The organism is Herpetosiphon gulosus (assembly GCF_039545135.1).
Classification (GTDB): domain Bacteria; phylum Chloroflexota; class Chloroflexia; order Chloroflexales; family Herpetosiphonaceae; genus Herpetosiphon; species Herpetosiphon gulosus.
Genome location: NZ_BAABRU010000009.1, coordinates 194,430 through 216,471, shown reverse-complemented (window position 1 = coordinate 216,471; position 22,042 = coordinate 194,430). Strand labels below are relative to the sequence as shown.

General features: G+C 52.0%; 19 protein-coding genes. 5 read left to right on the top strand and 14 right to left on the bottom strand.

The genetic code is table 11. From position 1 onward, the window contains the following. Positions 1 to 4 precede the first annotated feature (4 nt). Positions 5 to 763, top strand: coding sequence for a class I SAM-dependent methyltransferase (locus ABEB26_RS14065; protein ID WP_345722664.1), 759 nt, complete (start codon positions 5 to 7; stop codon positions 761 to 763). Between the two features lie 193 nt (positions 764 to 956). After that, on the top strand, positions 957 to 1,871 hold the full coding sequence (locus ABEB26_RS14060) for an isoaspartyl peptidase/L-asparaginase family protein (protein ID WP_345722663.1): 915 nt from the start codon (positions 957 to 959) through the stop codon (positions 1,869 to 1,871). Positions 1,872 to 1,916: 45 nt separating this feature from the next. On the opposite strand, the gene ABEB26_RS14055 is transcribed toward ABEB26_RS14060, so the two are convergent. From ABEB26_RS14055 to ABEB26_RS14000, 12 genes are all read right to left on the bottom strand, one after another. After that, positions 1,917 to 2,222, bottom strand: a complete 306-nt coding sequence (locus ABEB26_RS14055) for a YciI family protein (RefSeq protein WP_345722662.1) — start codon at positions 2,220 to 2,222, stop codon at positions 1,917 to 1,919. 220 nt (positions 2,223 to 2,442) lie between these two features. Further along, complete coding sequence (locus tag ABEB26_RS14050; protein ID WP_345722661.1) at positions 2,443 to 3,447, bottom strand: GNAT family N-acetyltransferase; 1,005 nt, start codon at positions 3,445 to 3,447, stop codon at positions 2,443 to 2,445. Positions 3,448 to 3,561: 114 nt separating this feature from the next. Continuing rightward, positions 3,562 to 5,004 (bottom strand): PDIAV motif-containing lipoprotein, encoded by a 1,443-nt coding sequence (locus ABEB26_RS14045; protein WP_345722660.1) that lies wholly within the window; start codon positions 5,002 to 5,004, stop codon positions 3,562 to 3,564. A gap of 116 nt (positions 5,005 to 5,120) precedes the next feature. Beyond that, positions 5,121 to 6,665 (bottom strand): TadA family conjugal transfer-associated ATPase, encoded by a 1,545-nt coding sequence (locus ABEB26_RS14040; protein WP_345722659.1) that lies wholly within the window; start codon positions 6,663 to 6,665, stop codon positions 5,121 to 5,123. Between the two features lie 12 nt (positions 6,666 to 6,677). Next, complete coding sequence (locus ABEB26_RS14035; RefSeq protein WP_345722658.1) at positions 6,678 to 8,039, bottom strand: ATP-binding protein; 1,362 nt, start codon at positions 8,037 to 8,039, stop codon at positions 6,678 to 6,680. Positions 8,040 to 8,246: 207 nt separating this feature from the next. Further along, on the bottom strand, positions 8,247 to 9,056 hold the full coding sequence (locus tag ABEB26_RS14030) for a hypothetical protein (RefSeq protein ID WP_345722657.1): 810 nt from the start codon (positions 9,054 to 9,056) through the stop codon (positions 8,247 to 8,249). A gap of 411 nt (positions 9,057 to 9,467) precedes the next feature. Continuing rightward, a complete protein-coding gene (locus ABEB26_RS14025) occupies positions 9,468 to 11,045 on the bottom strand; it encodes an aldehyde dehydrogenase (NADP(+)) (protein WP_486348311.1) in 1,578 nt (525 codons plus the stop codon). Continuing rightward, positions 11,036 to 11,950 (bottom strand): dihydrodipicolinate synthase family protein, encoded by a 915-nt coding sequence (locus ABEB26_RS14020; RefSeq protein WP_345722655.1) that lies wholly within the window; start codon positions 11,948 to 11,950, stop codon positions 11,036 to 11,038. Before ABEB26_RS14020 ends, ABEB26_RS14025 begins: the two co-directional genes overlap by 10 nt. Beyond that, positions 11,947 to 13,173 (bottom strand): FAD-dependent oxidoreductase, encoded by a 1,227-nt coding sequence (locus tag ABEB26_RS14015; RefSeq protein ID WP_345722654.1) that lies wholly within the window; start codon positions 13,171 to 13,173, stop codon positions 11,947 to 11,949. Before ABEB26_RS14015 ends, ABEB26_RS14020 begins: the two co-directional genes overlap by 4 nt. Continuing rightward, positions 13,163 to 13,405: a 2Fe-2S iron-sulfur cluster-binding protein gene (locus tag ABEB26_RS14010; RefSeq protein ID WP_345722653.1), complete on the bottom strand. Its 243-nt coding sequence runs from the start codon at positions 13,403 to 13,405 to the stop codon at positions 13,163 to 13,165. Before ABEB26_RS14010 ends, ABEB26_RS14015 begins: the two co-directional genes overlap by 11 nt. Further along, a complete protein-coding gene (locus tag ABEB26_RS14005; protein ID WP_345722652.1) occupies positions 13,402 to 14,514 on the bottom strand; it encodes an NAD(P)/FAD-dependent oxidoreductase in 1,113 nt (370 codons plus the stop codon). The genes ABEB26_RS14010 and ABEB26_RS14005 overlap by 4 nt, the downstream gene beginning before the upstream one ends. Next, positions 14,511 to 15,440: a proline racemase family protein gene (locus ABEB26_RS14000; RefSeq protein ID WP_345722651.1), complete on the bottom strand. Its 930-nt coding sequence runs from the start codon at positions 15,438 to 15,440 to the stop codon at positions 14,511 to 14,513. Before ABEB26_RS14000 ends, ABEB26_RS14005 begins: the two co-directional genes overlap by 4 nt. 361 nt (positions 15,441 to 15,801) lie before the next feature. On the opposite strand from ABEB26_RS14000, the gene ABEB26_RS13995 reads away from it, so the two are divergent. Continuing rightward, complete coding sequence (locus ABEB26_RS13995) at positions 15,802 to 16,488, top strand: AraC family transcriptional regulator (protein WP_345722650.1); 687 nt, start codon at positions 15,802 to 15,804, stop codon at positions 16,486 to 16,488. Here ABEB26_RS13995 and ABEB26_RS13990 read toward each other — a convergent pair. Continuing rightward, positions 16,471 to 16,929: a redoxin domain-containing protein gene (locus tag ABEB26_RS13990; protein ID WP_345722649.1), complete on the bottom strand. Its 459-nt coding sequence runs from the start codon at positions 16,927 to 16,929 to the stop codon at positions 16,471 to 16,473. The two genes, ABEB26_RS13995 and ABEB26_RS13990, sit on opposite strands and share 18 nt — an antisense overlap. Positions 16,930 to 17,124: 195 nt before the next feature. On the opposite strand from ABEB26_RS13990, the gene ABEB26_RS13985 reads away from it, so the two are divergent. Together ABEB26_RS13985 and ABEB26_RS13980 are read left to right on the top strand one after the other, a co-directional pair. Beyond that, positions 17,125 to 17,658, top strand: a complete 534-nt coding sequence (locus tag ABEB26_RS13985; protein ID WP_345722648.1) for an RNA polymerase sigma factor — start codon at positions 17,125 to 17,127, stop codon at positions 17,656 to 17,658. After that, on the top strand, positions 17,645 to 19,120 hold the full coding sequence (locus tag ABEB26_RS13980; protein WP_345722647.1) for an anti-sigma factor family protein: 1,476 nt from the start codon (positions 17,645 to 17,647) through the stop codon (positions 19,118 to 19,120). Before ABEB26_RS13985 ends, ABEB26_RS13980 begins: the two co-directional genes overlap by 14 nt. A 138-nt stretch (positions 19,121 to 19,258) precedes the next feature. Here ABEB26_RS13980 and ABEB26_RS13975 read toward each other — a convergent pair whose 3' ends face one another. Beyond that, positions 19,259 to 21,976 carry a chitinase C-terminal domain-containing protein gene (locus ABEB26_RS13975; RefSeq protein WP_345722646.1) on the bottom strand — a complete coding sequence of 906 codons (2,718 nt, stop codon included), beginning with the start codon at positions 21,974 to 21,976 and terminating at the stop codon, positions 19,259 to 19,261. Positions 21,977 to 22,042 lie beyond the last annotated feature (66 nt).

Sequence of the window (22,042 nt, the reverse complement as noted above, 5' to 3'; positions counted from 1 at the left end):
GGCAATGGATGAACAGCGGATGTGGTGGGAAGAATTGTTTCAAATTCACGAGTTTGCGACCTATTCCGACGTTGCCGCAAGCCTCACCAACAATGAAGTTGATTTTCTGGAAATGATTTTGAATTTAACCCCCGATATGCGCGTTTTGGATTTGGCGTGTGGCAATGGGCGGCATTTGCTGGGCCTAGCGCGGCGTGGCTATCACGTTGATGGAGTTGAATTAGCAACGCCGTTGGTGAATCAGCTTAGCGCCCAAATCACTGCTGAGCAATTGCCTGCCCGGGTGATTGCAGGCGATATGCGCAAACTTGACGATTTGGGTATGTACGATGTGGTGCTGATTATGAATAGCTCATTGGGCTTTTTCAGCGATTTTGAGCATCAGCAACTGCTGAATGATTTGGCTGATCACCTTGTGCCGCAGGGACGGCTGGTGTTGCAATGCATTAATCCTTATCAAATTAGTAGCTATATGCAGCACTATCGGCGCGGTTGGCATCAAGTTGGGCCGGGCTATGTGCTACGTGAATCGCACTTTAGCCCAACCACCGGCACAATCGAAACTGCCTATCGCTATATTGAGCCAGATGGTGGCCAAGCCGTGCACCCAGGCGAGCGCATTCGTTTGTATACCTTCCCTGAATGGCAGCAACAGGTACAACGAGCTGGGTTGCGCTTGCAAGCAGTCTTTGGCGATGCGGTCTTGCCAATCGTGCCATTCGATGAAACCAGCCAATGGCAAATTTTGATGGCGATGAAGTAGGGCTAGGGGCCAGGATTCAGGGGGCAGAGAGTTTTAACTACGAAGGACGAGGGTGATGAAGTAGGGGCTAGGAACAGATTATGATGATTAGGCTAGCCTGACCCCTGACCCCTAACTCCTGACCCCTACTCTCAAAAATTCGATTAAAATACTGAACATTGAAGCATTCATTCTTCGCAGCAAAGGAGCAGCGATGATCGCCCTGATTGTCCATGGTGGGGCTTGGAATATGCCTGATGATCAAGTTGAGGCTCACAAACAAGGCTGTTTGGCAGCACTAGCGGCTGGTTGGGCTGTGTTGGCGCAAGGGGGAACTGCGCTTGATGCAGTTGAGGCAGCGGTGCGGGTGCTCGAAGATGACCCGACATTTGATGCTGGGGTGGGTTCGTTTCTCAATGCGATTGGCGAAGTTGAATTGGATGCAGGGATTATGGATGGGTCAAGTATGCGGGCTGGCTCGGTTGCCGCAGTCCAACGGGTGCGCCATCCGATTAGTGTTGCTCGTCAAGTGCTCGAAAGCGATTATGTCTTGATTGTGGGCAATGGTGCTGAACAATTTGCGATCGAGCATGGCGCGGAGTTGTGCGATCCGGCGGAGTTAGTGGTGGAGCGCGAGCGCCAGCGCTGGCAAGAGCAGCAGGCCAATCCCCAATATAAAGGCCGCGATGCCTTTCATTCGGCACATGATACAGTTGGGGCGGTGGCGCTCGATAGTTTTGGCACAATTGCCGCAGCTACTTCAACTGGCGGGATTCCCAATAAATTGCCGGGGCGGGTTGGCGATTCGCCCTTGGTGGGCAGTGGCTTGTATGCCGATAATGAAACTGGCGGTTGCTCAACGACTGGTTGGGGTGAATCGATTATGAAGGTTTGTCTTGCCAAAAGCGTGACTGATCAGTTGCGGACTGCTACCCCGCATGAGGCAGCCAAGGCCAATATCGCCTTTTTGGAACGGCGGGTGCAAGGCTTGGCGGGCTGTATCGTGTTGAATGCCCAAGGCGAATTTGGCTGGGCGCATAATACGCCGCGCATGGCCTTTGCCTATCAACGTGGCGATGAGCCAGCGGTGGCAGCGGTGCATGCCGATGAGCCATTGTTGAACGATTAATTGAATTTGGCTGGTTGAACTTAATATTCTAACCAGCCAAATGTTTTACTCAACGCTGCCGTTGACCCAATCTTCGAGCCATGGTTGAAATTTAACCGGATTAAACTCAACAAAACGATAATCAGCAAAATTGGCAATCTGATAGGGATCATTGGCAAATAAGGCTTGCAAGGCTGCAAGTGATGGTGCGCGGGCAATTACAATCCCGCCGATGCGCGGATTTTGCGGGCCAGAACAGAGCAACCAGCCTTGATCGTAGCCTGTTTGCAAAAATGCCCGATGCTCGGCTAATTTAGTTTCAATTTGCTCAAGCGGCACGGTATAGGTAATTTCTAGCATAAAATGGGCCATGCTGTTGCTCCTAAAAAAACGCCAACCACCACAGTATACTACTATGGCGGTTGGCTGAAATGGAGATTTAGGGTGTGGTTTTAGCGACATTAATCGATTATTTGTGATCACCACCCCTCCGCCCCGCCTCAAGGCGGGGAACGCAAGGGGTTTTCATCCCCTTGGACCCCCTAAAGGACAATTGGTGATAGCGCTATAGTTTCGAGATGGATCTACTTTATTAGGCTTCGGCGGTTTCAGTGCCCAGTTCGATGCCAGGTCGTAGCACTTTTTGATAGCGGTCAAACTGACGCACTGGTTTCATTCCAACATCAGCATAGACTTTGGTTGCGCCGGTCAGGCTTGAGGAATCGACCGCTAAACCAACTCGCGCTTGGCCACGGTTGCTAAATTCGTTGAAGGCGTGGTAGAGCAAGGCTTTAGCTAAGCCTTTACGTCGCCATGGCCGACAAACTCCTAGCGTGCCAACCCAACCCATCTTGGGGTCTTCGGTGATGTGCTTCCAACACATGGCAACCCCTGCAATTTGGTCGCCATCGCAGGCTATGAAAAAGAGACTCGGATCATAATTTGGTTCACGGGCAATCATCTCTTGCCATTGTTTGAGGTCTTGTTCAAATGGCGATTCGACATAACCCCAGTGATCGCGAAACGAATCGCGGACTGCATGAATTAGGGCTGGCAATTCGGTTGCTGGATCGTATGGCCGAATAATCAAACCTTCGGGTAATTGCACGGGCTGCGGTGTGTAATCAGCCAACTCAATCACCATACGCCAGAAATGGCGTACCAGATTGTAGCCATGATTGCTCAGGTTCTGGGCGACTACGTGATTGGTGCTGAGTGCACTATGGTAAATACTAACCGCAGCATCACTTGGGGCTTTGGCAATATTTTGGCTGACGCGCTGATCGAGCCAATCCAACAATTGTGGTTGAATATTGTCGGCGGCATAATCGCTATGCACCCGTGTCCAGCCATAGCCATGGACGTATGGTTCGTCGCTAAATACCCCAACTACGCCGATTAATGTTTCGCCATCCCAAATCGTCAGACTATCCGTGGCGAGGTTAAAATGAGAATCCTGCCATTCCACCCCTAACTCAGCTTCATCAATTTCGATCACGTTGGCTTCTTCTATTGAGCAACGATTAATTAATGCGGTTGCTGCTGGAATATCGTCCAAGGTTGCTGGACGTTTAAGATATTGGGCTACTGCTTGCATATGCTCCTCAAGGTGATATTTTTGCTTGCTGAGCCTAGTATCGGCGAATAGCCCAATTCTATGCAGCGGCATGAGGCTGATTGTTAACTCATCCTTTGGCCCGATTACAGCATTTTAGCGGCGAGCGATCGGTAAAAATGTGCCATAACTATTAAATGCAGTTGCTGGAACATTGAGGGTTGGATCATTGCGAGCTACCGAAATCCACACACCTGCTGCAACTTCGTCGCCTGTGCTGATTTGTAGCACACTTGGCGTACAACCCAATGGATTGAGAAATTGCTCAGCAACATTGGTTTGCTCAGTATCGCTGCGATAGCTGACAATTTGGGTGGTACAGCCGCTGCTTCCAAAGCTGTCAGTTTGCCAGGCAACCAGATCAAGTGCATGGAAACGACTACTGGTCAGGTTGTTTTCATATTGATTTGGCGTATTGCTCAGGTTAATTCCAGCGCTCGCTTGGGCATCGTATTGCCAAACATCAAAGGCAAAGGCATCGCTGAAGGTATTATTGGTGCCAACAAAATAGACAGTTGGGCGGCCTGAACCACTACTAACTGTGCTAATTTCGCCAATATTCCATGGTTCAAGCACCGATGGCAATACCAAATCGCTAGTGAGGTTATCGGTGGCATTGTGGCTGCGCAGACTATCGGTGGGAATACCACGCAGCGTAACACTGGGATGTTTGATATAGGTCACATAGGCTTTGTCAGTCAGCGTCAAATCATACACAAATGGAATACTGGCTGAGGCGCTGGTATAACTATCGATGGTGCGGGCGGTCATGCCAATCAGGGTTCCATGGGCATAGCGAATTTCATCGAGGGTTGGATCGCCGCCCTGCTTGTTGCGCGGTGGCACAATTGGCGAGCGCTTGCCATAAACCACATGGATCGTATTATTAGCATCAATGCTGATCCGTGGTTGGGTCAGAATGATATTGCTGGCAACTGTCTCAATCGCGACTGGTTGGCTCAGGCTGGGCATAATTTGGCGATAGACTAAAGTTTGTTGATTACTGTCGAGCATTGTATAAAGCACCCCAATGCTTGAGCCGTCGTTGTTGCGCACCGCAATTGGGCTGATCAAACTACTATTAATACTCTCGCCTTGCAAATCGACTGCTTGGCTGACGGTAGACCCATCGGGGCTGACGTTGACGGCATAATAGCGATAAGTTGAATCACCCCTGGCAGGAACTGGTTGATTACTGAGGTAGGCCAAATGAATTGTGCCAGTGTTATCGGCAGTTAGGCTTGGGTAGACCAGTGAGGCAGTTGAATTGGTGATAGTAATTGTTTGACGCAACAATTCACTTGAGCCACGCATCCGCGTATAAATCAAATCGCAGCCATTGCCTGCTTGGCATTCGGCCCAAGCATAGTGCCGAAGATCGTTGTTATCAACATAGATTGCTGGGTAGTAAGCACCTGAGTCGGCATTAGGATTGATCGTGAGTTTGGTGGCTGGGGCGATATATTCACCACAACCCCATAATGCTAGCACCAAACTAGCCACAATTCCACTTCGGCGTATCCAGGTTTGTCGAGCCATTACGCTCCCCCTTGCTATGAATGATTGTTACTACCGATCATAGCACACCCTGTGAACGCCAAACAACCCGCAGGATTTAACGTCCTACGGGTTGCTGAATAAAACTAGCTATCGATTTAGCGCCGCATGCCGGGGAAGGTTGCGCCGAAGATTGATGGAGGCAATTTGAAGCCTTTGGCTTCGAGCACTGGGGTAAAGCGTGGGCGTGTGCCAGTTGGCCGCAGCACACCTAGCACTTTGCCATCGGGCGCAGTGCCTTGGTCTTCAAAGATGAAGATATCTTGTAGCACGACCTGACCGCTTTCCATACCTTGAACCTCAGTTACCGCCACAACTTTCCGTGAGCCGTCACGCAAACGGGCTTGCTGCACAATCACGTGCACCGCCGAAGCAATTTGTTCGCGAATAACCGCGACTGGTAAATCAAGCCCCGACATCAACGCCAAGGTTTCCAAACGGCGAATTGCGTCGCGTGGGGTGTTGGCGTGGACAGTGGACATTGAGCCGTCGTGGCCAGTGTTCATCGCTTGGAGCAAGTCGAGCGCCGCGCCGTCGCGAATTTCCCCGACCACGATGCGGTCGGGGCGCATCCGCAGCGAGTTCTTCACAAGGTCGCGAATGGTGACCAAGCCCGAGCCATCAACATCGGCAGGCTTGGATTCAAGCCGAATAACGTGATCTTTACCAAGTTGCAGTTCGGCTGAGTCTTCAATCGTACAAATTCGGTAGTGATCGGGAATAAAGTTGGAAAGCACGTTCAAGAGCGTCGTTTTACCCGAACCAGTACCGCCCGAGACGATCAAGTTCATGGCGCTGACCACACAAGCATTCAGGAAGTCGGCCATTTCTTTGGTCATCGAGCCATAATTGATCAAATCGCTGACTTGGAGTTTTTTCTTGGAGAATTTACGAATACTCAGCGATGAGCCATCGATTGCACAAGGCGGGATGATGGCATTGACCCGCGAACCATCAGGCAAACGGGCATCGACCATAGGCCATTTGCGGTCAACCCGCCGCCCAAGTGGTCGAATAATCCGGTCGATCACTTTGAGCACATGGTCTTCCGAGGCGAAAATGACTGGCGAAAGGGTTAATTTCCCTTTTTGCTCAACGTACACCACCGTGGCGCTGTTGACCATAATTTCAGTAATTGTATCGTCGCGAATCAGTTGCTCAAGTGGCCCGAAGCCAAATAATTCGTCGAGCACCATTTGATAGAGCAATTTGGTGCCATCTTGGTCGAGATTGGTGCTCGATTGACGCACAAACGTGGTAAAGCGCTCTTGAATCAGGCGCTCGGAATCTTCGTTGCGTTGTAGTTGGGTTTGCGAGCCGACCGAAGCCTGAATTTTATCGACAATCCAGAGCGAAAGCTCGAGCATTTTGCGATGGGCATCACGATCAGCGAGCACTAAAAAGCCACTAGTGTTGATCGTACCGCCACTTAACCCAGAGCTAGAGCCAGCCAAAGCACTCAGGTTGCCACCAGGCATTGGTGGCGATGATGGTGCTGGTGGTGGTGGCGGGCTCAGTGGCGTTAACGATGATGAGCGATATTCAGGCATTGGTTGTTCGCCAGCCATTGGTTGAACTGGCTGAGCAGGAGGAGTTGGCTCTGGGCTTGTTGGCGTGCTTCCAAGACGTTTGAGAAGTGACATAACTTGACCTCACTACATTTTGACAAAATAGGCTTCGCAAGCCCGATCCAAAAGTTCTTTATTCATTTGGGGCTGTTGACCACGGTATTTGGCTTCATCAAGCACTTGATCAAGTAAATCGCGTGGGTGACAGCAGCGCAACTCACGGTTAACTTTGAAATAATGTTCCTGAATCAAATAGCGCAAGCCATCATCGCTGTAGGGCACGCCTTTGGCTTTGCAAACGATTCGGAAGATATCGCGATATTCGTTGGGAGTTGGGTTGGCAACCTCGATTTTATGGCGAATCCGCCGCAAGAAGGCATCATCAACCAAGCCCTTGGGATCAAGGTTGGTCGAAAAGACGATCAACACATCAAAGGGAATTTCGATCTTTTTGCCAGTTTGCAGGGCCAAAAAGTCGATTTTCTTTTCGAGTGGCACAATCCAACGGTTCAACAATTCTTCAGGCCGACAGCGTTGCCGCCCAAAGTCGTCGATCAGAAACAAGCCACCATTGGCTTTCATTTGGTAGGGTGCTTCGTAGACTTTGGAAATTGGATCGAAAATTAATTCTAGTTGTTCCAAAATCAATTCGCCCCCAACCATCACTCGTGGGCGCTTGCAGTGGAGCCAACGCCGATCGGGTGCAGGTGGCACAGTCGTAGCAACCGCGCCGAAGGGGGCGGGCGTATCATCTTGGCGCATTTCGGGCTTGGTTAAAATGCTATGGTTAAGTGGATCATAGAGCTTGATCACTTGACCATCGATTTCAACTGCATAGGGCAACATGACCGAGCCACCCATAATTCGCGAGATGCCTTCGGCGATGGTGGTTTTGCCATTACCTGGTGGTCCATACAGGAATAACGAGCGGGCAGAGTTGGCAGCAGGGCCAATTTTATCTAGCATTTCTTCGTTGATCACCAGATCTTTGAAGGCTTCGCGGATGCGTTGTTGATTGATAGTCATGCCGCCGATAGACTGCCGATTGACCATCTCGATGTAGGAAGCTAGCGGCACAGGGGCTGGGCCAGCATACTGTGAGCGCTCTAATACTTCGTTGACTTTGCGCGAGCCTTGAAGTGTGGTGACATATTGATATGCTCGTTCACCGAAGCCTTGTTCAGCCCCAACAATATCGACATATTCACTCATTTTGAGAAATTGTAATACTTTGTCGATGACGTTGAGGTAGGGTAGGCAGGTTTGTTCAGAAATCCGCTGGGCGCTAATGGTGCCATTGAAATAAATAACTTTAAGAACAAGATCGGCAATAAAACCCATCCCAAGCCCAGTTTCGTCAATTGACGTTGGTTCGTTGGGAAATTGTGGCCCACTATCAACGGATGCTTGAGCAGTCGAAGCAAATTCACGTAAAGGAAACGCAGACATAGTGTGATCTCCTGAGCTTCAACAATTAAGATCGGCGGGGATTGGCAGATCTCCCCTATCTGCGCACACCGAATGAACAATAATCAATATTATACTTGAGGCTGCAAGCACAGGCAACCAAGAGTTGTGGTACAATGCACGACGAGGCGTAGCGCGGGCTTGAGGTTGTCGAGCCCGAGGGAAGCGGGGGGAAGTGTCCCCGCCCAATTAGCTCCGTTGTTGCATTCCACGCCCAATTAAAACTCCCCCAACTAGCGCAATTAACCCAAAACTAGTCGCCCAAATAATTGTTCCGATACTTGCCCATGGCACGCTCAGGTTGTCTGGGCCAAAATCGACGATGGCTAAGGCCGCAATTACCCCCAACCCTAGGACGACTTGGCTCCAACCGAGGGTCAGCAGTTCATAGCGATTGCCGCCACCTGCTACAATCCATGCTCCAATTGCTCCGGTCATAAATAAGGCACTATAAATTTGGGCATGAAACGCATCGATTTTCCATGGCCAAAACGCTGTGGCCCAATCGGGGGCAATCATGCTGGTCAAGCCATAACCACCTAAAACAGCGGCCTCAATTAATAGGATGGGGCGTAATATACCTAATGGCTGAGGATTGACCGCTGGCCAAGCGCGATATTGCCACCAAAACCAGCCTAAGGCCAAGGTCGGTAGGGTGTAGATAATGAACCACAGCCAAACGATTACGCGTGAAAAATCGAAATTATTGATCCAGACCAGCGATGCGCCAGTGACAACCGTGGTGAAGGTGACTGCTTGGGGAATCGTAAGTCGCGCCACCGACCAATCATTGATCACAAGGGTAAAGAGCACCGCCACCATTTCGGCGGCATACACTGCGCCTAAAAAACGAGTCGCAAATGGCCGTAAAGCCCATGGCCAACGCGGCCCGACTAAACTTGGGGCGATCAACAGTGAAACGCCAGCGACCAATACCAAGGCAACAACGACAAACATGATACGAACAAGTGGTGATAATTGGGGTTTGGATGTAGCCATAGCAATGCTCCTATTGGCAAAACTGCTGTCAGTCTAGCATGCTGAGCTTGGCTCTGGCAATGATGGGTTGCTGAGAGTTAGGGGCTAGGGATCAGGGATCAGGGATCAGGCTGATGGGAACCGCGAAGAGCACGAAGGGAATGACGGGGGAGCGATTGTTGGAAATGAGAGGTTAGGTTTTTAGCAAAGACGCGGTGAAATTCGCCGTCAATGTTCGTGCCCTCACCCCCTAGCCCCCTCTCCCGCAGGCGAGGCGAGGGCGAACCATCAATCATGATCGTTGGCTCTCCCCTCTCCCACCGCAGTGGGAGAGGGGTCGGGGGTGAGGGCACGAAAAGACCGAGCAAATACGATAAACGATCCTTAAAAAGCTCCTCTAAAAGGACGGAAGAGTGGCAATACGATTAAATGCTAACCAATGCTAGCATTACTCCACTGGCCATCAACCAAGCGCCAAATTCCCTGAGGATTAGCGTTTTGCAGAATGCTTGGCAAGCGCGATTCGCGCACGTTGTCGTAGCAGTGCAGCGCGGCAAACCGCCGAATTGTCGCGGGAAAGCCAACTGCCGTCCAGCCTGCATGGCCTGTGGCTGGATACGGCCCGCCATGGTTCATGGCTGAGCTGACCGCCACGCCCGTGGGCATTTTGTCGTTGAGCAAACGCCCAACTTTGGAGCGTAAGCGCTCGGCAACAATTTGATAGAACGCTTCATCCGCCCCGTTGCTGCTGCTATAGATGCTGCCTGTCAAATTGCCCTCAAGACAATCGAGCACCCGCAACACCTCGGCTTGGTCGGCGCATTCAACAATCAAACTGACTGGCCCAAAGACTTCATGGCTGAGTGCTTGGGGATTGGCCAGAAAGCTATTGCCCGCAACATAGAGCAAGCTATTGGCATAACGATAACCATCATCCAACACATGCCCACCAACCAGCACTTGCGCCCCAGCATCTTGCAAATGCTCGATGCCCTGTTCAAGCCCAGCCAGAACGCCATGGTTGAGCAGGGTCAGGCTAGGGTGTTGGCTAAAATGGGCCTTGGTAGCTTCGATAAAATCAGCACTGGCCGCTGAGTGATCCAAAATTAATAAGCCAGGGTTGGTGCAAAATTGACCAGCGCCCAAGGTACACGAGCCAGCAAATTCGGCGGCCAGCGCTTCGGCCCGCTCAGTCACGGCCCCAGCTAACATCACAACAGGATTGATGCTCGACATTTCTAGGTAAATGGCTTTGCCTGCTTGATCGGCGGCGGCCTTGAGCGCCAACCCCGCTCGGCGCGAGCCAGTAAAGCCAATCGCCCCAATTAAAGGATGACTGACCAACGCCAAGCCTAATTCATCGGGCAAGCCATACAGCAATTGCACACTCGCTGCAGGCAAACCAGCCGCCAATACTGCCTGATGTGCTAATTCGGCCAGTAATTCGGTGGTGGCTGGGTGGCTCGGGTGGCCTTTGGCGATTACTGCATTCCCCGCAGCAATCGCCGAGGCAAAATCGCTGCCCGCAATCGCATTATAGGCAAACGGGAAATTATTCGGCCCAAAAATGGCGACTGGTGCTGCCAAACTGCCATATAGCGAGCGAATATTGGCTTTGCTGTCGATTGTTGCCAGCTCCCAAGTGTGGTTGCGCACTGCTTGAGCCGCTTGGCGCAATTGATTGACCGTGCGTGGTAGTTCGACGCTGTTCAACCGTGGCTCGATTGGCAGGCCAGTTTCGCTATGGGCGATTGCGCTGAGTTCTTGGCGCTTGGCCTCGATCAAATCGGCGTAGCCTTCGAGAAAGTTGGCACGTTGCTCAGGGCTACTTTGGGCTAGCTCACGCGAGGCGGCAACCCCAGCGCTCAAGGCTAATTCTAAATCGCCGCGCCCCGAAATCGGATATTCAGGCGCAAAAGCTTGGGTGGTGGTTGGGTTGGTCGCATGAAAACTACCAACATAATCGCCAATTTGCCATTCGCCGTTGATTAAAATTGGTTTCATGGCCATAACTCCTGCCGCCGAGCCAAAGCTTGCTCAATCACGCTGACGGCAGCTTCACGCTCGGCTCCAACTAACTCAAGCCGTGGTGCTCGCACGGTTTCGCTGCCCATGCCAACCATCGCCTGCGTGAGTTTAATCAATTGAACAAATTTTGGCACGGTGTCGAGCCGCAACAATGGCAAGAACCAGGCATACAGCGCTTCGAGTCGGGCGCGGTCGCCATGGCCTGCAGTGACAGCTTGGGCTAGTTGAAATAGTTCAACCGATTCGTGCGGAAAAGCGTTGACCAAGCCTGCGATCCAGCCAACTGCCCCAGCAGCGATGCCCTCAACGATTGCATCATCAACTCCAACTAAAATTTCGAGGCGTTGACCAAGCTCGGCCCGAATCGCCGTCACCCGCCGCACATCGGTGCTCGATTCCTTGACTGCTTGCACATTGGCATGGCGTTGGGCTAATTCAGCAATTTGGCTGGGCACAAAATCGGTGCGATAGGCCACGGGATTGTTGTAGATCATCACGGGTAGCTCGGTGGCGCTGATTACGGCGCTCATATGGGCTTGCATTTCGCGCCAATCGGTCGAGTAGAGATAAGGCGGCAGTACCATCAGGCCTGAGCAGCCTTCGGCTGCGGCGATTTGGGCCATCTGGCAGGCTTCGGCAGTTGAGAGCGCTGCAATACCTGGAATGACCGGATTCGAGCCAGCCACCTTGACACAGGTTTGTAAAATTGCCTGTTTTTCGGCGGTGCTGAGGGTTGCGCCCTCGCCCAACGAGCCAAGCGGCACGATTCCAACACAGCCAGCATCCAACATCCAAGCACAGTGCTCGGCCAAAAATCCATGATCAACGCTACCATCGTGATTAAAACGGGTGGTGATTGCCGGAATAACTCCATGCCACATGCTCATACTGACTCCATAACTAAATCGGCGACGCTGACCGAATGAATTGGAAATCGCACGCTATCTTGACTCCAACCGAATAAATATTGAGTTGCCCCACCACACACCCGCCCTTGACAGATGCCCATGCCGCAGCGAGTTTGTAGTTTGGCGCTGCGCCAGCTTGGTTGGTTTTGCAATTGCGCCAATCTCACATCTTCGCAACGACAAACAAGTGTCTCTGCTTGGGCAAGTTGACGTAATTCGGGGCGTAGGGCGAAACTTGCGGTTAATTGCTGGCTAAATTGCCATGCTTGGGCTTGCTGCTGGGCTAATTGGCTGGCCGCCTGATAATTGCCAGTTGCCACAAAACCAGCAATTTGGCCTTCGATCACGGCTTTATCTTCGCCGCCAATACCCGTTAGTTCGCCAACTGCATACACATGGTCGCGGCTGGTGTGTTGACTGCGATCAACTTGCACAAAATGTTGCTCAAGGCGACAACCAAATTGTTGGGCTAGCTCGGTGTTGGCGATTAAGCCCCAACTACAGGCCAAATAATCGCATTCGATCCGTTGGCCATTGCTTAATTGAACCGATTGAACTGCTCCCTCACCCTCAGCCGCCGTGACCCATGTATTGACATAAAATGGCGTGTTGGCTAAAGCTTGGGCAATTTGGGCAGCTTGCAACATTTTTGTTGGATAGCCAACCAAGTTCCGCCCAAAGCGTAACAATTGGCTAGCAGGTGCTTGTTCAACTACGGCTTTGATGATTGCACCGCGTTGCTTTAATTGGCTGGCAACTGCAATTAACAACGGCCCACTGCCAGCAACCACAACCCGTTTGCCAGCAATCGGCAAGCCACCCTTGACCAACGCTTGCAAGCCACCCACTCCTACCACTCTAGGCAGTGTCCAACCTGGAAACGGTAAGAATAATTCACGTGCGCCATTGGCCAAAATCAGCCGATCATAGCGTAGTTGTTGCGGCCCTTGGGGTGTGGCTAAAAACAATTGTTGCTCGTTTGCCCCAAGCACTTGCGTTGATTTGTAATAGTGCAGTGTGGTCTGCTGAGCAAACAAATGTTGATAACGTTTTGGAGCATAGTTCTGGCCACCGCGCCAAATCTGCCCCCCCGCCTGATCAGCTTGATCGATTAGTGTGATCTTGGCGTTGCTTTGGCTAGCACTCCAAGCTGCGGCCAATCCGGCTGGGCCAGCCCCTATGATGACGACATTAAGGCTCACAATCCACCTCCATGCCCTCGTAACATTGCTGCAAACATGCCAATTGATGCGCTTGCTGGTTGATTGTCACGCGGCACTCGCCACAACTGCCCATACCACAAACCGCCATGCGAGGCTCGCCTGTGACCGAGCGCCGATTGGCAATAGCCTTATCCATAAGCACCGCTGCTAGATTGCTGTGCTCAGCTACGTGATACTCTGTACCATTGATTGAAATGCGAATCTGCTTCATTGCGGCTGCTCCTGCTGCAAGTTGCGCGGCAAATAGGGCTGGATCTCAAGCTGCGATTGGCGCTGAAGCATTTGGTCGGCCAATAAACGGGCGCTGCTCAAGGCGGTGGTTATGCCCAAGCCTTCGTGTCCAACATTCAACCATAGCCCTAAACGCTCAGGGTGTTGGCCGATCAACGGCAAACCATCAGGCGAGGCCGCCCGCACGCCAGTCCATGTGCGCAGACAACGCACATCGGCGAGGGCTGGCACATAGTCGATCGCCTTGCGTAACATCTGGCTTAACAATGGCTGATCGATCTGGCGATCGGTGCGATCAAATTGGCGCGATGAGCCGATCAGCAGTTGGCCGTTGGGGCGTGGCTGAAGATTGAAGGCCACCGAAGCGCCGCTGCTGGCATGCGCATTTTTGATGTAGCTCAATTCGACCAATTGATGCTTGATTAGCGCAGGATAACGCTCGGTGATTACCAACTGGCCGCGTTTGGCACGAATTGGCAATTCGGGCAATAGTTCGATGCAGCGCTGGCCATTAGCAACCACAATTGCCTCGGCGCTAAGTTGGCGACCATCATTTAATTGAACATAATTGGCTTGAATCGTGCTAACTTCGCCATAAACCAATGTGGCTCCCTGTTTTTCAGCCTGTTGCCACAAATAAACAGCACTTTTTGGTGGATAAATCACGCTATCGTTGGGAACCAGTAAACCACCAACCAAGCCTGCTCGTAGCGCTGGTTCATGGGCATAGAGCGCCGTTTCATCCAGAATTTCGCAGGCAATCTGATATTGCTGATAAACCGCTGCTTTTTCAGCCACCAAAGCCCATTCTTCGACATCGGTGGCGACCCACAATGTGCCACAAGCATGATATTCGTGTTGTTGTGGGTGGTCGGTGGTGAGCGCTTGCCAAAGCTGCTGGCCAAATAAGGTGAGCTTTAATTGAGCCTCACCCTCATCCATCACCACAATATGGCCCATGCCAGCGGCGGTCGCGCCACTGCCAAGGCAATCGCGTTCGATCAGCGTGACGTGCCAGCCTGCTTGCGTCAACTCCAAGGCTACCGCGCAGCCGACAATTCCGCCGCCAACGATGATCACGCTGCTCATTGAATACCCCAGCGAAATGGATCAGCTTCGTGCAAAATCAACTGGCCTTCGAGCGTGACAAAGGCCGAACCCGTAATTTTGGCAATAATCGCCTGTTCGTGTTGGCGATATTCGGCTTGAAAACGACTGCCGATGATGCTTTCTTGGACCCAAGGCGTATTAGGAGCTAGCTTACCATCGGCAGCGAGGCAGGCTAATTTGGCGCTTGTGCCCGTGCCACAGGGCGAACGGTCGTAGGCCTTGCCTGGGCAAAGCACAAAACTACGGCTGTTGGCTCCCTCGGCGGCTGTCCCAAATAATTCAATATGATCAATCAGCCCATTATTTGCGCCAGTGATGCCTGCTGCTTCGAGCGCTTGGCGAATCTGCCAACTAAATGTGGTTAGTTGCTCCACATTGGTCAATTGTAAATCTTGGTCATGATCGTTGACCAAGAAAAACCAATTGCCGCCCCAAGCAATATCGCCATTAATCCGCCCATGATTTGGCAGATCGACAGGAACATTGGCGCGATAACGATAGCTTGGCACATTTTCGATCGTTGCTTGGCCGTCGGCGTGCAAGGTGGCACTCACAATCCCAACGGGCGTTTCGATCAAGTGTTCGCCAACCTCAATTTTGCCAAGATGGGCGAGGGTTGCTACCAAGCCGATGGTGCCATGGCCGCACATGCCTAAATAGCCAACATTATTAAAGAAAATTACCCCAGTACAACAACGTTGATCGCTAGGTGGACACAAGATCGCCCCAACCAACACATCCGAGCCGCGTGGTTCGTTGACGACCGCTGAGCGCAGCCAATCGTGGTGTCGGGTGAGTACGTCGCGTTGTTGGGCAACGCTTCCGCCGCCAAGATCGGGGCCACCAGCAATCACGATGCGGGTTGGTTCGCCAGCAGTATGCGAATCGACAATAGCAAGGCGCATTGTTGCTCCTTATTAACATGATTTGACATGACTCTTAGTTCGTCCTTCCCTCACCCCCAACCCCTCTCCCACTGCGGCGGGCGAGGGGCGTTCCAACCGTTATGATACGGTGATTCCCCCTCGCCTCGCGTGCGGGAGAGGGGGTTAGGGCACGCTGTTGAAATGCCACTGTATGTTCTGATTGCCAATAGCCTGAAGCCCAAAGCCTTAACCCTCTGCGCCTCTGCGTTAAAACTGCCTGACCTCTGACCCCTCGCCCCTAACAACTACAATAGCGCGTTTGGGGCGATTTGTCTTGTACAATTAGGCTATGCAGCATGCGGATTTTTGCACAATTGAATATCCAGATGTGGTCCAACTAATGGCGTTATTTGATCTTTTGCCTGATGTGGTGTTTTTCTGCAAGGATCATTCGGGGCGTTATCAGATGGTCAATGAAACGCTGCGAGTGCGCTGTGGTTGTTGTAGCAAGCAGGAATTAATTGGGCGTTTGCCCGAGGAAGTGTTTCCGTTGGATCTGGGGGCCAGCTATGCCAGCCAAGATCAGCAAGTGATTCGCTCTGGGGTTGCGCTGAATCATCGCTTAGAAGTGCATATTTACCCCGATTTACGTGTGGGTTGGTGTGTGACCCATAAACGTCCGTTGCGCGACCGTAACGGCGTTGTTACGGGCTTGGTTGGTATTTCGCGCGATTTGCGCAGCCCCAATCGCAATGCCCCAACGTGGCGGCGCGTAGCTAGCTCGGTGGAATATTTAACTGAATATTTTGGCGAAGTTCGCTCAATTCAACAATTGGCAACCATTGCCCAGCTTTCCCTGAGCCAATACGAACGGGCAATTCAACAGATTTTTGAATTAACTCCCAAGCAACTGCTGATTAAAACCCGAATTGATGCCAGTATCAAGCTGCTGGCGGGTAATAGCTCAATTGCAGCGATTGCAGCTAGCTGTGGTTATGCTGATCATAGTGCCTTTTCGCGCCAATTTCGGCAGATTACCGGCCTGAATCCCCGCCAATATCGCCAACTACTAGGCCGTGATGCTTGAACGATAGTAATTCAGAGTTTTGATACACTCCATAAGCTCATTGATTGGCAATTGTTGCTCAAGGCCTTGGGGCACAAAGCGAAAGACGGCGGTGATTGAGCGTGGTGGTAAGACTAAAATTCCACCTTGGAATTCGAGTTGTTCGCTGGCATTGCTATAAGCGCGAAAAACATCGCCGGAGGGGTCGCTGAGCATGGGAAATTGCGGACGGAAATGTTGGATAAAGCCTGCTAAACTGGCGGGATTGGTTTTGGCTAAAACCACTGGTTGAGCCTGAAATTGGCGGAATTGATCGTGATAGCCTTCGAGGACACGCAGCATTCCTTGACACATCGTGCAGGCTAAATTGCGGAAGAAAATCGCTACAATTGGCTGGGTTTGGTTCAATTTATGCCACAAGGTTGGCCGATAATCATGGGTAAACAACTTCAAGTCACTCATTCAGGGCTATGACCTCAGTACTATAATCAATTGCTAGCGTCACTCTAGAGCTTCAACCTTACGAAAAAGTTTGCGAAAACGGTTCCAGTGATAATTTTGGGCAATTTTGGGCAATTTCGATGAAGCCTGTCCAGTTTTGGGCAGGCTGTTCGTCATTAATTGCAGACAGCATGCTACGGCCGGGGCAAGCAGCCTATGATTATTCCATATGTGCACACAACTGAACGTGAAACGGCAGTGACGCAAGTCATTAGCCAATGGTTTGATGACCATCACGATGCCATGTTTCGCTATTTGACGCGAATTGTGGGGCAGCCGGAACAAGCAGCCGATTTGGTACAAGAAACCTTCCTCCGCGCGATCAAGGTGCTTGATCCAACGCTCTTGCCCGCCATTCCCCAAGCTTGGCTCTTTCGGATCGCCAGCAACCTTGCATTAGATCATCTGCGTCGGCAGCGACGGTGGAGTTGGTTTATGCGCAGCTGGCAACCAGAAACCAACAATTTCGATCAGCATGTCGAAACAACTCAGGCAATTCGTGGCTGCTTAGCCAAACTCAAGCCGCAAGATGCTGAAGTACTGTTGATGGTGCACTACGCTGGCTGTAGCCCAGCCGAAGTCGCCAAATTGAATGGTGAAGAATTAGGCGCAATCCGCAAACGATTATCACGGGCCCGTGATCGTTTTCGGCATTTATACGAGGAGGAACGTGGCCATGAAGTGTCATGATCTTCAGCCGCTCCTCAGCGATTGGCAACACCTGACTGAGGAAGAATGGCAATTGGTAAACACCCACGTTGCTGAATGTGCTACTTGTCGTCAGGTGTTGCTGCGGCAACAAACAACCAGCCAATTGTTGGAGCAGTTGCCAATCGCCACGCTGCAACTTACGACCGAACAGGTGCGGACGATCCGTGCCAAACTTGGAGTAACCACGATGATTCGATCAAAAACCATGGTGATGTGGTCTTTTGCCTTGGGCCTGCTGCTGTTGGTTGTTGGGGGAGTGTGGGCGGTCAAACCCGTCGAGACTGGCAATAATGGCGAAGTAGCGGCATTAACCACCCGCACACCACAGCCAACTCAGGCGGCCACGGTGCGGCCAACTTGCGAACCAAGCACGACCAATCCGTGTGATCCGAGTGTGCCACCAACCCCACGGCCAACCTGTGTGCCAAGCACGACCAATAGTTGCGATCCGAGTGTGCCGCCAACCCGCGTGCCAACGCAAGTGCCGCCAACCTGTGTGCCAAGCACAACTAATCCGTGTGGGCCAAGTGTGCCGCCAACCCCACGGCCAACCTGCATTCCAGGCTCAACCGGAAATGGTTGTAATCCAACCTGGCCAACCCGTGTGCCAACGCAGGTTCCACCAACTTGTGTGCCAAACAGCACTGGCAATTGTGGGCCAAGTGTGCCGCCAACCCGCGTGCCAACGCAGATTCCACCAACCTGTGTGCCAAACAGCACTGGCAGCTGTGGGCCAAGTGTGCCGCCAACTCGTGTGCCGACCCAAGTTCCGTCAACTGCCTTGCCAACCTGCGAACCAAGCACGACCAATCCATGTAATCCAACTTGGCCAACGCTTGTGCCAACTCAAGGCCCACCAACGGCTATACCAACCTGTGAGCCAAGCACAACCAATCCATGTAATCCAACTTGGCCAACCGCTACGCCGCTTATTCCAGAACCAACCGTGGTAGCACCATACCCAACGCCATTGCCTACGCAGCCATCAGTGCCAACCAACACGCCGCGGCCATGCAATGCTGTTGTATGCCCAACGCCATTGCCAACGCGCACACCAAACCCATGTGATAGCACGGTCTGCGAAACGCCACAGCCAACACTACCACCAACTCCAACCGCAACCCCCTTCCCATGTGGTACGGTTGTATGCCCAACGCCGCCACCAACAGGTGGGCCATTGCCAACACCATTCCCTCCAACGCCAACCTGTGTGCCAAATGGCTACCCATGTAATCCGGTGGAACCAACCATTCCACCACCAGCAACGCCTGGCCCATGTGGTACGGTGGTGTGCCCAACGCCACCACCAACTCACACGTCATTGCCTACGCGGACACCACCGCCAAGCAATTCGATGCCAACACCATTGCCAACCCGTACACCTTTTATGCCACCAACGCCACCACCAAGTTTGCCGACCCCAACGATTCGGCCAAACTAGCTCAACGCTATCGTTTCACACAGCAGCAAACCACGCTCGCGAAGGCCTAGTGCGAGCGTGGTTTTTTGTGCTAAAAAGCCAACACCCAGCTGCGATGGCCTAGATCGCAGCTGGGTGTTGGTTGAACGATGGCGAAACTTAGTTGGCTCGCCAGAGCGCTGGAACATTGCTTGGCTCCCAGCCCGGCAATGATGTATGTGGTTGCAGACAGGTATAGGTTAGGCCGTTGTAGCTGACTTTCGCGCCAGCAGCATAGCTAACATAGGCTGCCCATGGTTGCACTCCAGTCGTATTGGTTGGAGTTGCACTTGGCAGAACTGGCGTATTGGTTGGCGGAACCACTGGCGTGTTGGTTGGACGTGGTGTGCTGGTTGGTGGAACCACTGGGGTGTTGGTTGGGTTGCCACCGCCACAAAGGCCTTGATCAAGCCAAACTTGGGCATTGCCTGGCGTTTCATTTTGGGTCCACCATTGGGCAAACCAGTGATGGTTGTTGTATGAAACAAGATCGCCACGCAGATAGACTTTGTTGCTTTCCCACGCTGGCGCAGTACACGTGCCTGGTTGGGTTGGGGTGGCACTTGGCGCAGGTGTGTTGGTGGCAGTCGCGATCGGTGTGCGGGTTGGAGTCGCGGTTGGGCCAACTGGCGTATTGGTCGGGCGTGGCGTGCTGGTTGGCGGAACTGCGGTGTTGGTTGGGTTGCCAACAGTTGGGGTTGGAGCAACCACATTATTGCCGCGTGGGTAATCGCTGACCAAGCCATAGGTCGTGCCGCCAAAGTTGACCGTCCAGTTGGATGGCGTGCTCATTGGCAGGTAGTAGACGAAATCAATCGTTACGCTTGCGCCAGGAGCTAAGCTTTGCCAGCCCGGGAATTTGAATTGGATATGGTTGAAATCGCCACGCAAGCCACCGACGTTATTGCCAGTGTGGCCGCTGCTGGTGACCGTAAAGCCAAAGCCTGATTGATCCTTAGCATTGTTAGGGGCTGATGTGCCATAATCGAATTCAAAGGTTGCCCCGCCTGGGATGGTCACATTTGAGTTGTTGGTAATCACCATTTTGGGGCTAATTGGATAGTTATTATCGCCAATTGGCCAGTTGGTGAAATCGACCTTGATATCCAACAAGTTGCTTGGCAGCGTGCGGTTTGATTTGTTGGCTCCATAGGCTGGGGCGTTTCGGAACTTGTCGTAAAGCAAGCTGGTCATGGTGTCGCCCATGAAATATTCGCCTTGGCCATTGTTGCGATCGGCGTGCCAGTCGTAGTCGCCCGAAAGCTCCCAGAACATGATCCCGCCTAAACCTTTGTTGACCACATAATCAGCTTTGACACCCAACGATTGTTCATCTTCAGTTGAGAGAAACACGCGTTTTTGGCTATTCCAAAGCCATGGAGCGACCAATGAGCTGCTGTAATTACGGACATACGTGCCAGTCAAGCGATCTTCAGGATCGGTGGCTGGGTTCAGGCCAAATTGGCTAATATAGCTACCAGCAAGCCCTTGTTCGAGGTTTTTGGCGTGCCACATTGGGTTTGCGCCAGCCCCAACTTCTTGGCCGTTTTCAGTATCGTGCCAAATATTGTCGATGCCCCGTGCCCCATCGCCACACTTGGTCAAGCCAATTGGACAATTCGAGCCAACGGCTGTGCCCCATAAACCATTCGTGCCACCGTTGACATTTTTAAAGCCACGGGTGTAGTAAGGCACGCCGATGTTGATTCGGCCAGCGGGCATGCTGCCACGGAAGTAGTGATACGACCAGTCGGTGTTGAGATAGCCGATGCCGCCATATTGTGAGGTGGTGTAAACCCCAGCCGCCGCTAATTCAGCATCTTTACCATCATCATACAACGAGGCATTTGGCCCAACATACTCATTCCAAGCACCATGCAAGTCATATGACATAACATTGACATAATCGAGATATTGGTTGACTTGATGGGTTTCCATGCCACGTAGCAGGTAGCCTGATGAGGGCGCAGCAATCGTGAGCATGTAATATTTGCCATCGGCGGCCCCAGCAACGTCAAGTTTCTCGCGTAGGGTTTTCATCAACGCGACATAGCCCTTCATCAGGCTGGCGCGGCGTGAATTTGAATAGCTCCAGTCGAGCGGGTTGCCAGCATCTTTCATCGAGGTTGGATATTCATAGTCAATATCGACCCCGTTGAAATTGTAGCCGCGTAAAAAGCCCACGACTGAATCGGCAAAGGTATTGATGCCAGCAGTATTGACGCTATTATCGGCATTGACGGTTAGACTGAAAAAGCCACCATCACTAACCCGATCGCCGTTATCGCCAAAATAGCCGCCAGTTTCGGCCCAACCGCCAACCGAAATCAAGGTTTTGACATCAGGATGTTGGCGTTTGTATTGAGTCAAAAGATTAAAGTGGCCTTTGTAAGGTAGGGCTGGGTCCATTTCAGCGCCCGCCACACCTGGCCAAGTCATGCCAATTGAAGGATTGGTAGCGGTGTTGCTGCCCACCGAGATGCGGCTATTTTGAATGTGGGCAAAAGCGTAGTTGATGTGGGTGATTTTGTTCCAAGGAATATTGTTGACAAGGTAGGCTGGCTGACCATTGGTGCCAGTCCGCCAACTGGGAAAATAACCGATGATCCGACGGGGATGATCGTTGCCCATTTTCTCGCGGCCAGCAGTATCGTAGATTGTACAGTAGGGCGTATCGACTCCAGCGGTTGGAGCCATCCCATCAGGCCGACAGTCTGCATTGCCTGCCGCTTGCGTTGGTGTGCCGCGTGTTAGCAACATGCCCGCTAGGAGCGCGAGGGTGATCGTTAGCGAAAATGCTCCTCGGAGCTTGGCCGTCCTTCGGTACGCAACATTCATGACATTCCTCCATTGATTGTCACTTCTTGGCCTATGGACTTGAACCTTACTTATTTCATTGAAATT

Excerpts from the sequence above, each read along its gene's own strand:
- ABEB26_RS14065 (WP_345722664.1), top strand. The coding sequence starts at position 5 with ATGGATGAACAGCGGATGTGGTGGGAAGAATTGTTTCAAATTCACGAG.
- ABEB26_RS14060 (WP_345722663.1), top strand. The coding sequence starts at position 957 with ATGATCGCCCTGATTGTCCATGGTGGGGCTTGGAATATGCCTGATGAT.
- ABEB26_RS14055 (WP_345722662.1), bottom strand. The coding sequence starts at position 2,222 with ATGGCCCATTTTATGCTAGAAATTACCTATACCGTGCCGCTTGAGCAA.
- ABEB26_RS14050 (WP_345722661.1), bottom strand. The coding sequence starts at position 3,447 with ATGCAAGCAGTAGCCCAATATCTTAAACGTCCAGCAACCTTGGACGAT.
- ABEB26_RS14045 (WP_345722660.1), bottom strand. The coding sequence starts at position 5,004 with ATGGCTCGACAAACCTGGATACGCCGAAGTGGAATTGTGGCTAGTTTG.
- ABEB26_RS14040 (WP_345722659.1), bottom strand. The coding sequence starts at position 6,665 with ATGTCACTTCTCAAACGTCTTGGAAGCACGCCAACAAGCCCAGAGCCA.
- ABEB26_RS14035 (WP_345722658.1), bottom strand. The coding sequence starts at position 8,039 with ATGTCTGCGTTTCCTTTACGTGAATTTGCTTCGACTGCTCAAGCATCC.
- ABEB26_RS14030 (WP_345722657.1), bottom strand. The coding sequence starts at position 9,056 with ATGGCTACATCCAAACCCCAATTATCACCACTTGTTCGTATCATGTTT.
- ABEB26_RS14025 (WP_486348311.1), bottom strand. The coding sequence starts at position 11,045 with ATGGCCATGAAACCAATTTTAATCAACGGCGAATGGCAAATTGGCGAT.
- ABEB26_RS14020 (WP_345722655.1), bottom strand. The coding sequence starts at position 11,950 with ATGAGCATGTGGCATGGAGTTATTCCGGCAATCACCACCCGTTTTAAT.
- ABEB26_RS14010 (WP_345722653.1), bottom strand. The coding sequence starts at position 13,405 with ATGAAGCAGATTCGCATTTCAATCAATGGTACAGAGTATCACGTAGCT.
- ABEB26_RS14005 (WP_345722652.1), bottom strand. The coding sequence starts at position 14,514 with ATGAGCAGCGTGATCATCGTTGGCGGCGGAATTGTCGGCTGCGCGGTA.
- ABEB26_RS14000 (WP_345722651.1), bottom strand. The coding sequence starts at position 15,440 with ATGCGCCTTGCTATTGTCGATTCGCATACTGCTGGCGAACCAACCCGC.
- ABEB26_RS13995 (WP_345722650.1), top strand. The coding sequence starts at position 15,802 with ATGGCGTTATTTGATCTTTTGCCTGATGTGGTGTTTTTCTGCAAGGAT.
- ABEB26_RS13990 (WP_345722649.1), bottom strand. The coding sequence starts at position 16,929 with ATGAGTGACTTGAAGTTGTTTACCCATGATTATCGGCCAACCTTGTGG.
- ABEB26_RS13985 (WP_345722648.1), top strand. The coding sequence starts at position 17,125 with ATGATTATTCCATATGTGCACACAACTGAACGTGAAACGGCAGTGACG.
- ABEB26_RS13980 (WP_345722647.1), top strand. The coding sequence starts at position 17,645 with ATGAAGTGTCATGATCTTCAGCCGCTCCTCAGCGATTGGCAACACCTG.
- ABEB26_RS13975 (WP_345722646.1), bottom strand. The coding sequence starts at position 21,976 with ATGAATGTTGCGTACCGAAGGACGGCCAAGCTCCGAGGAGCATTTTCG.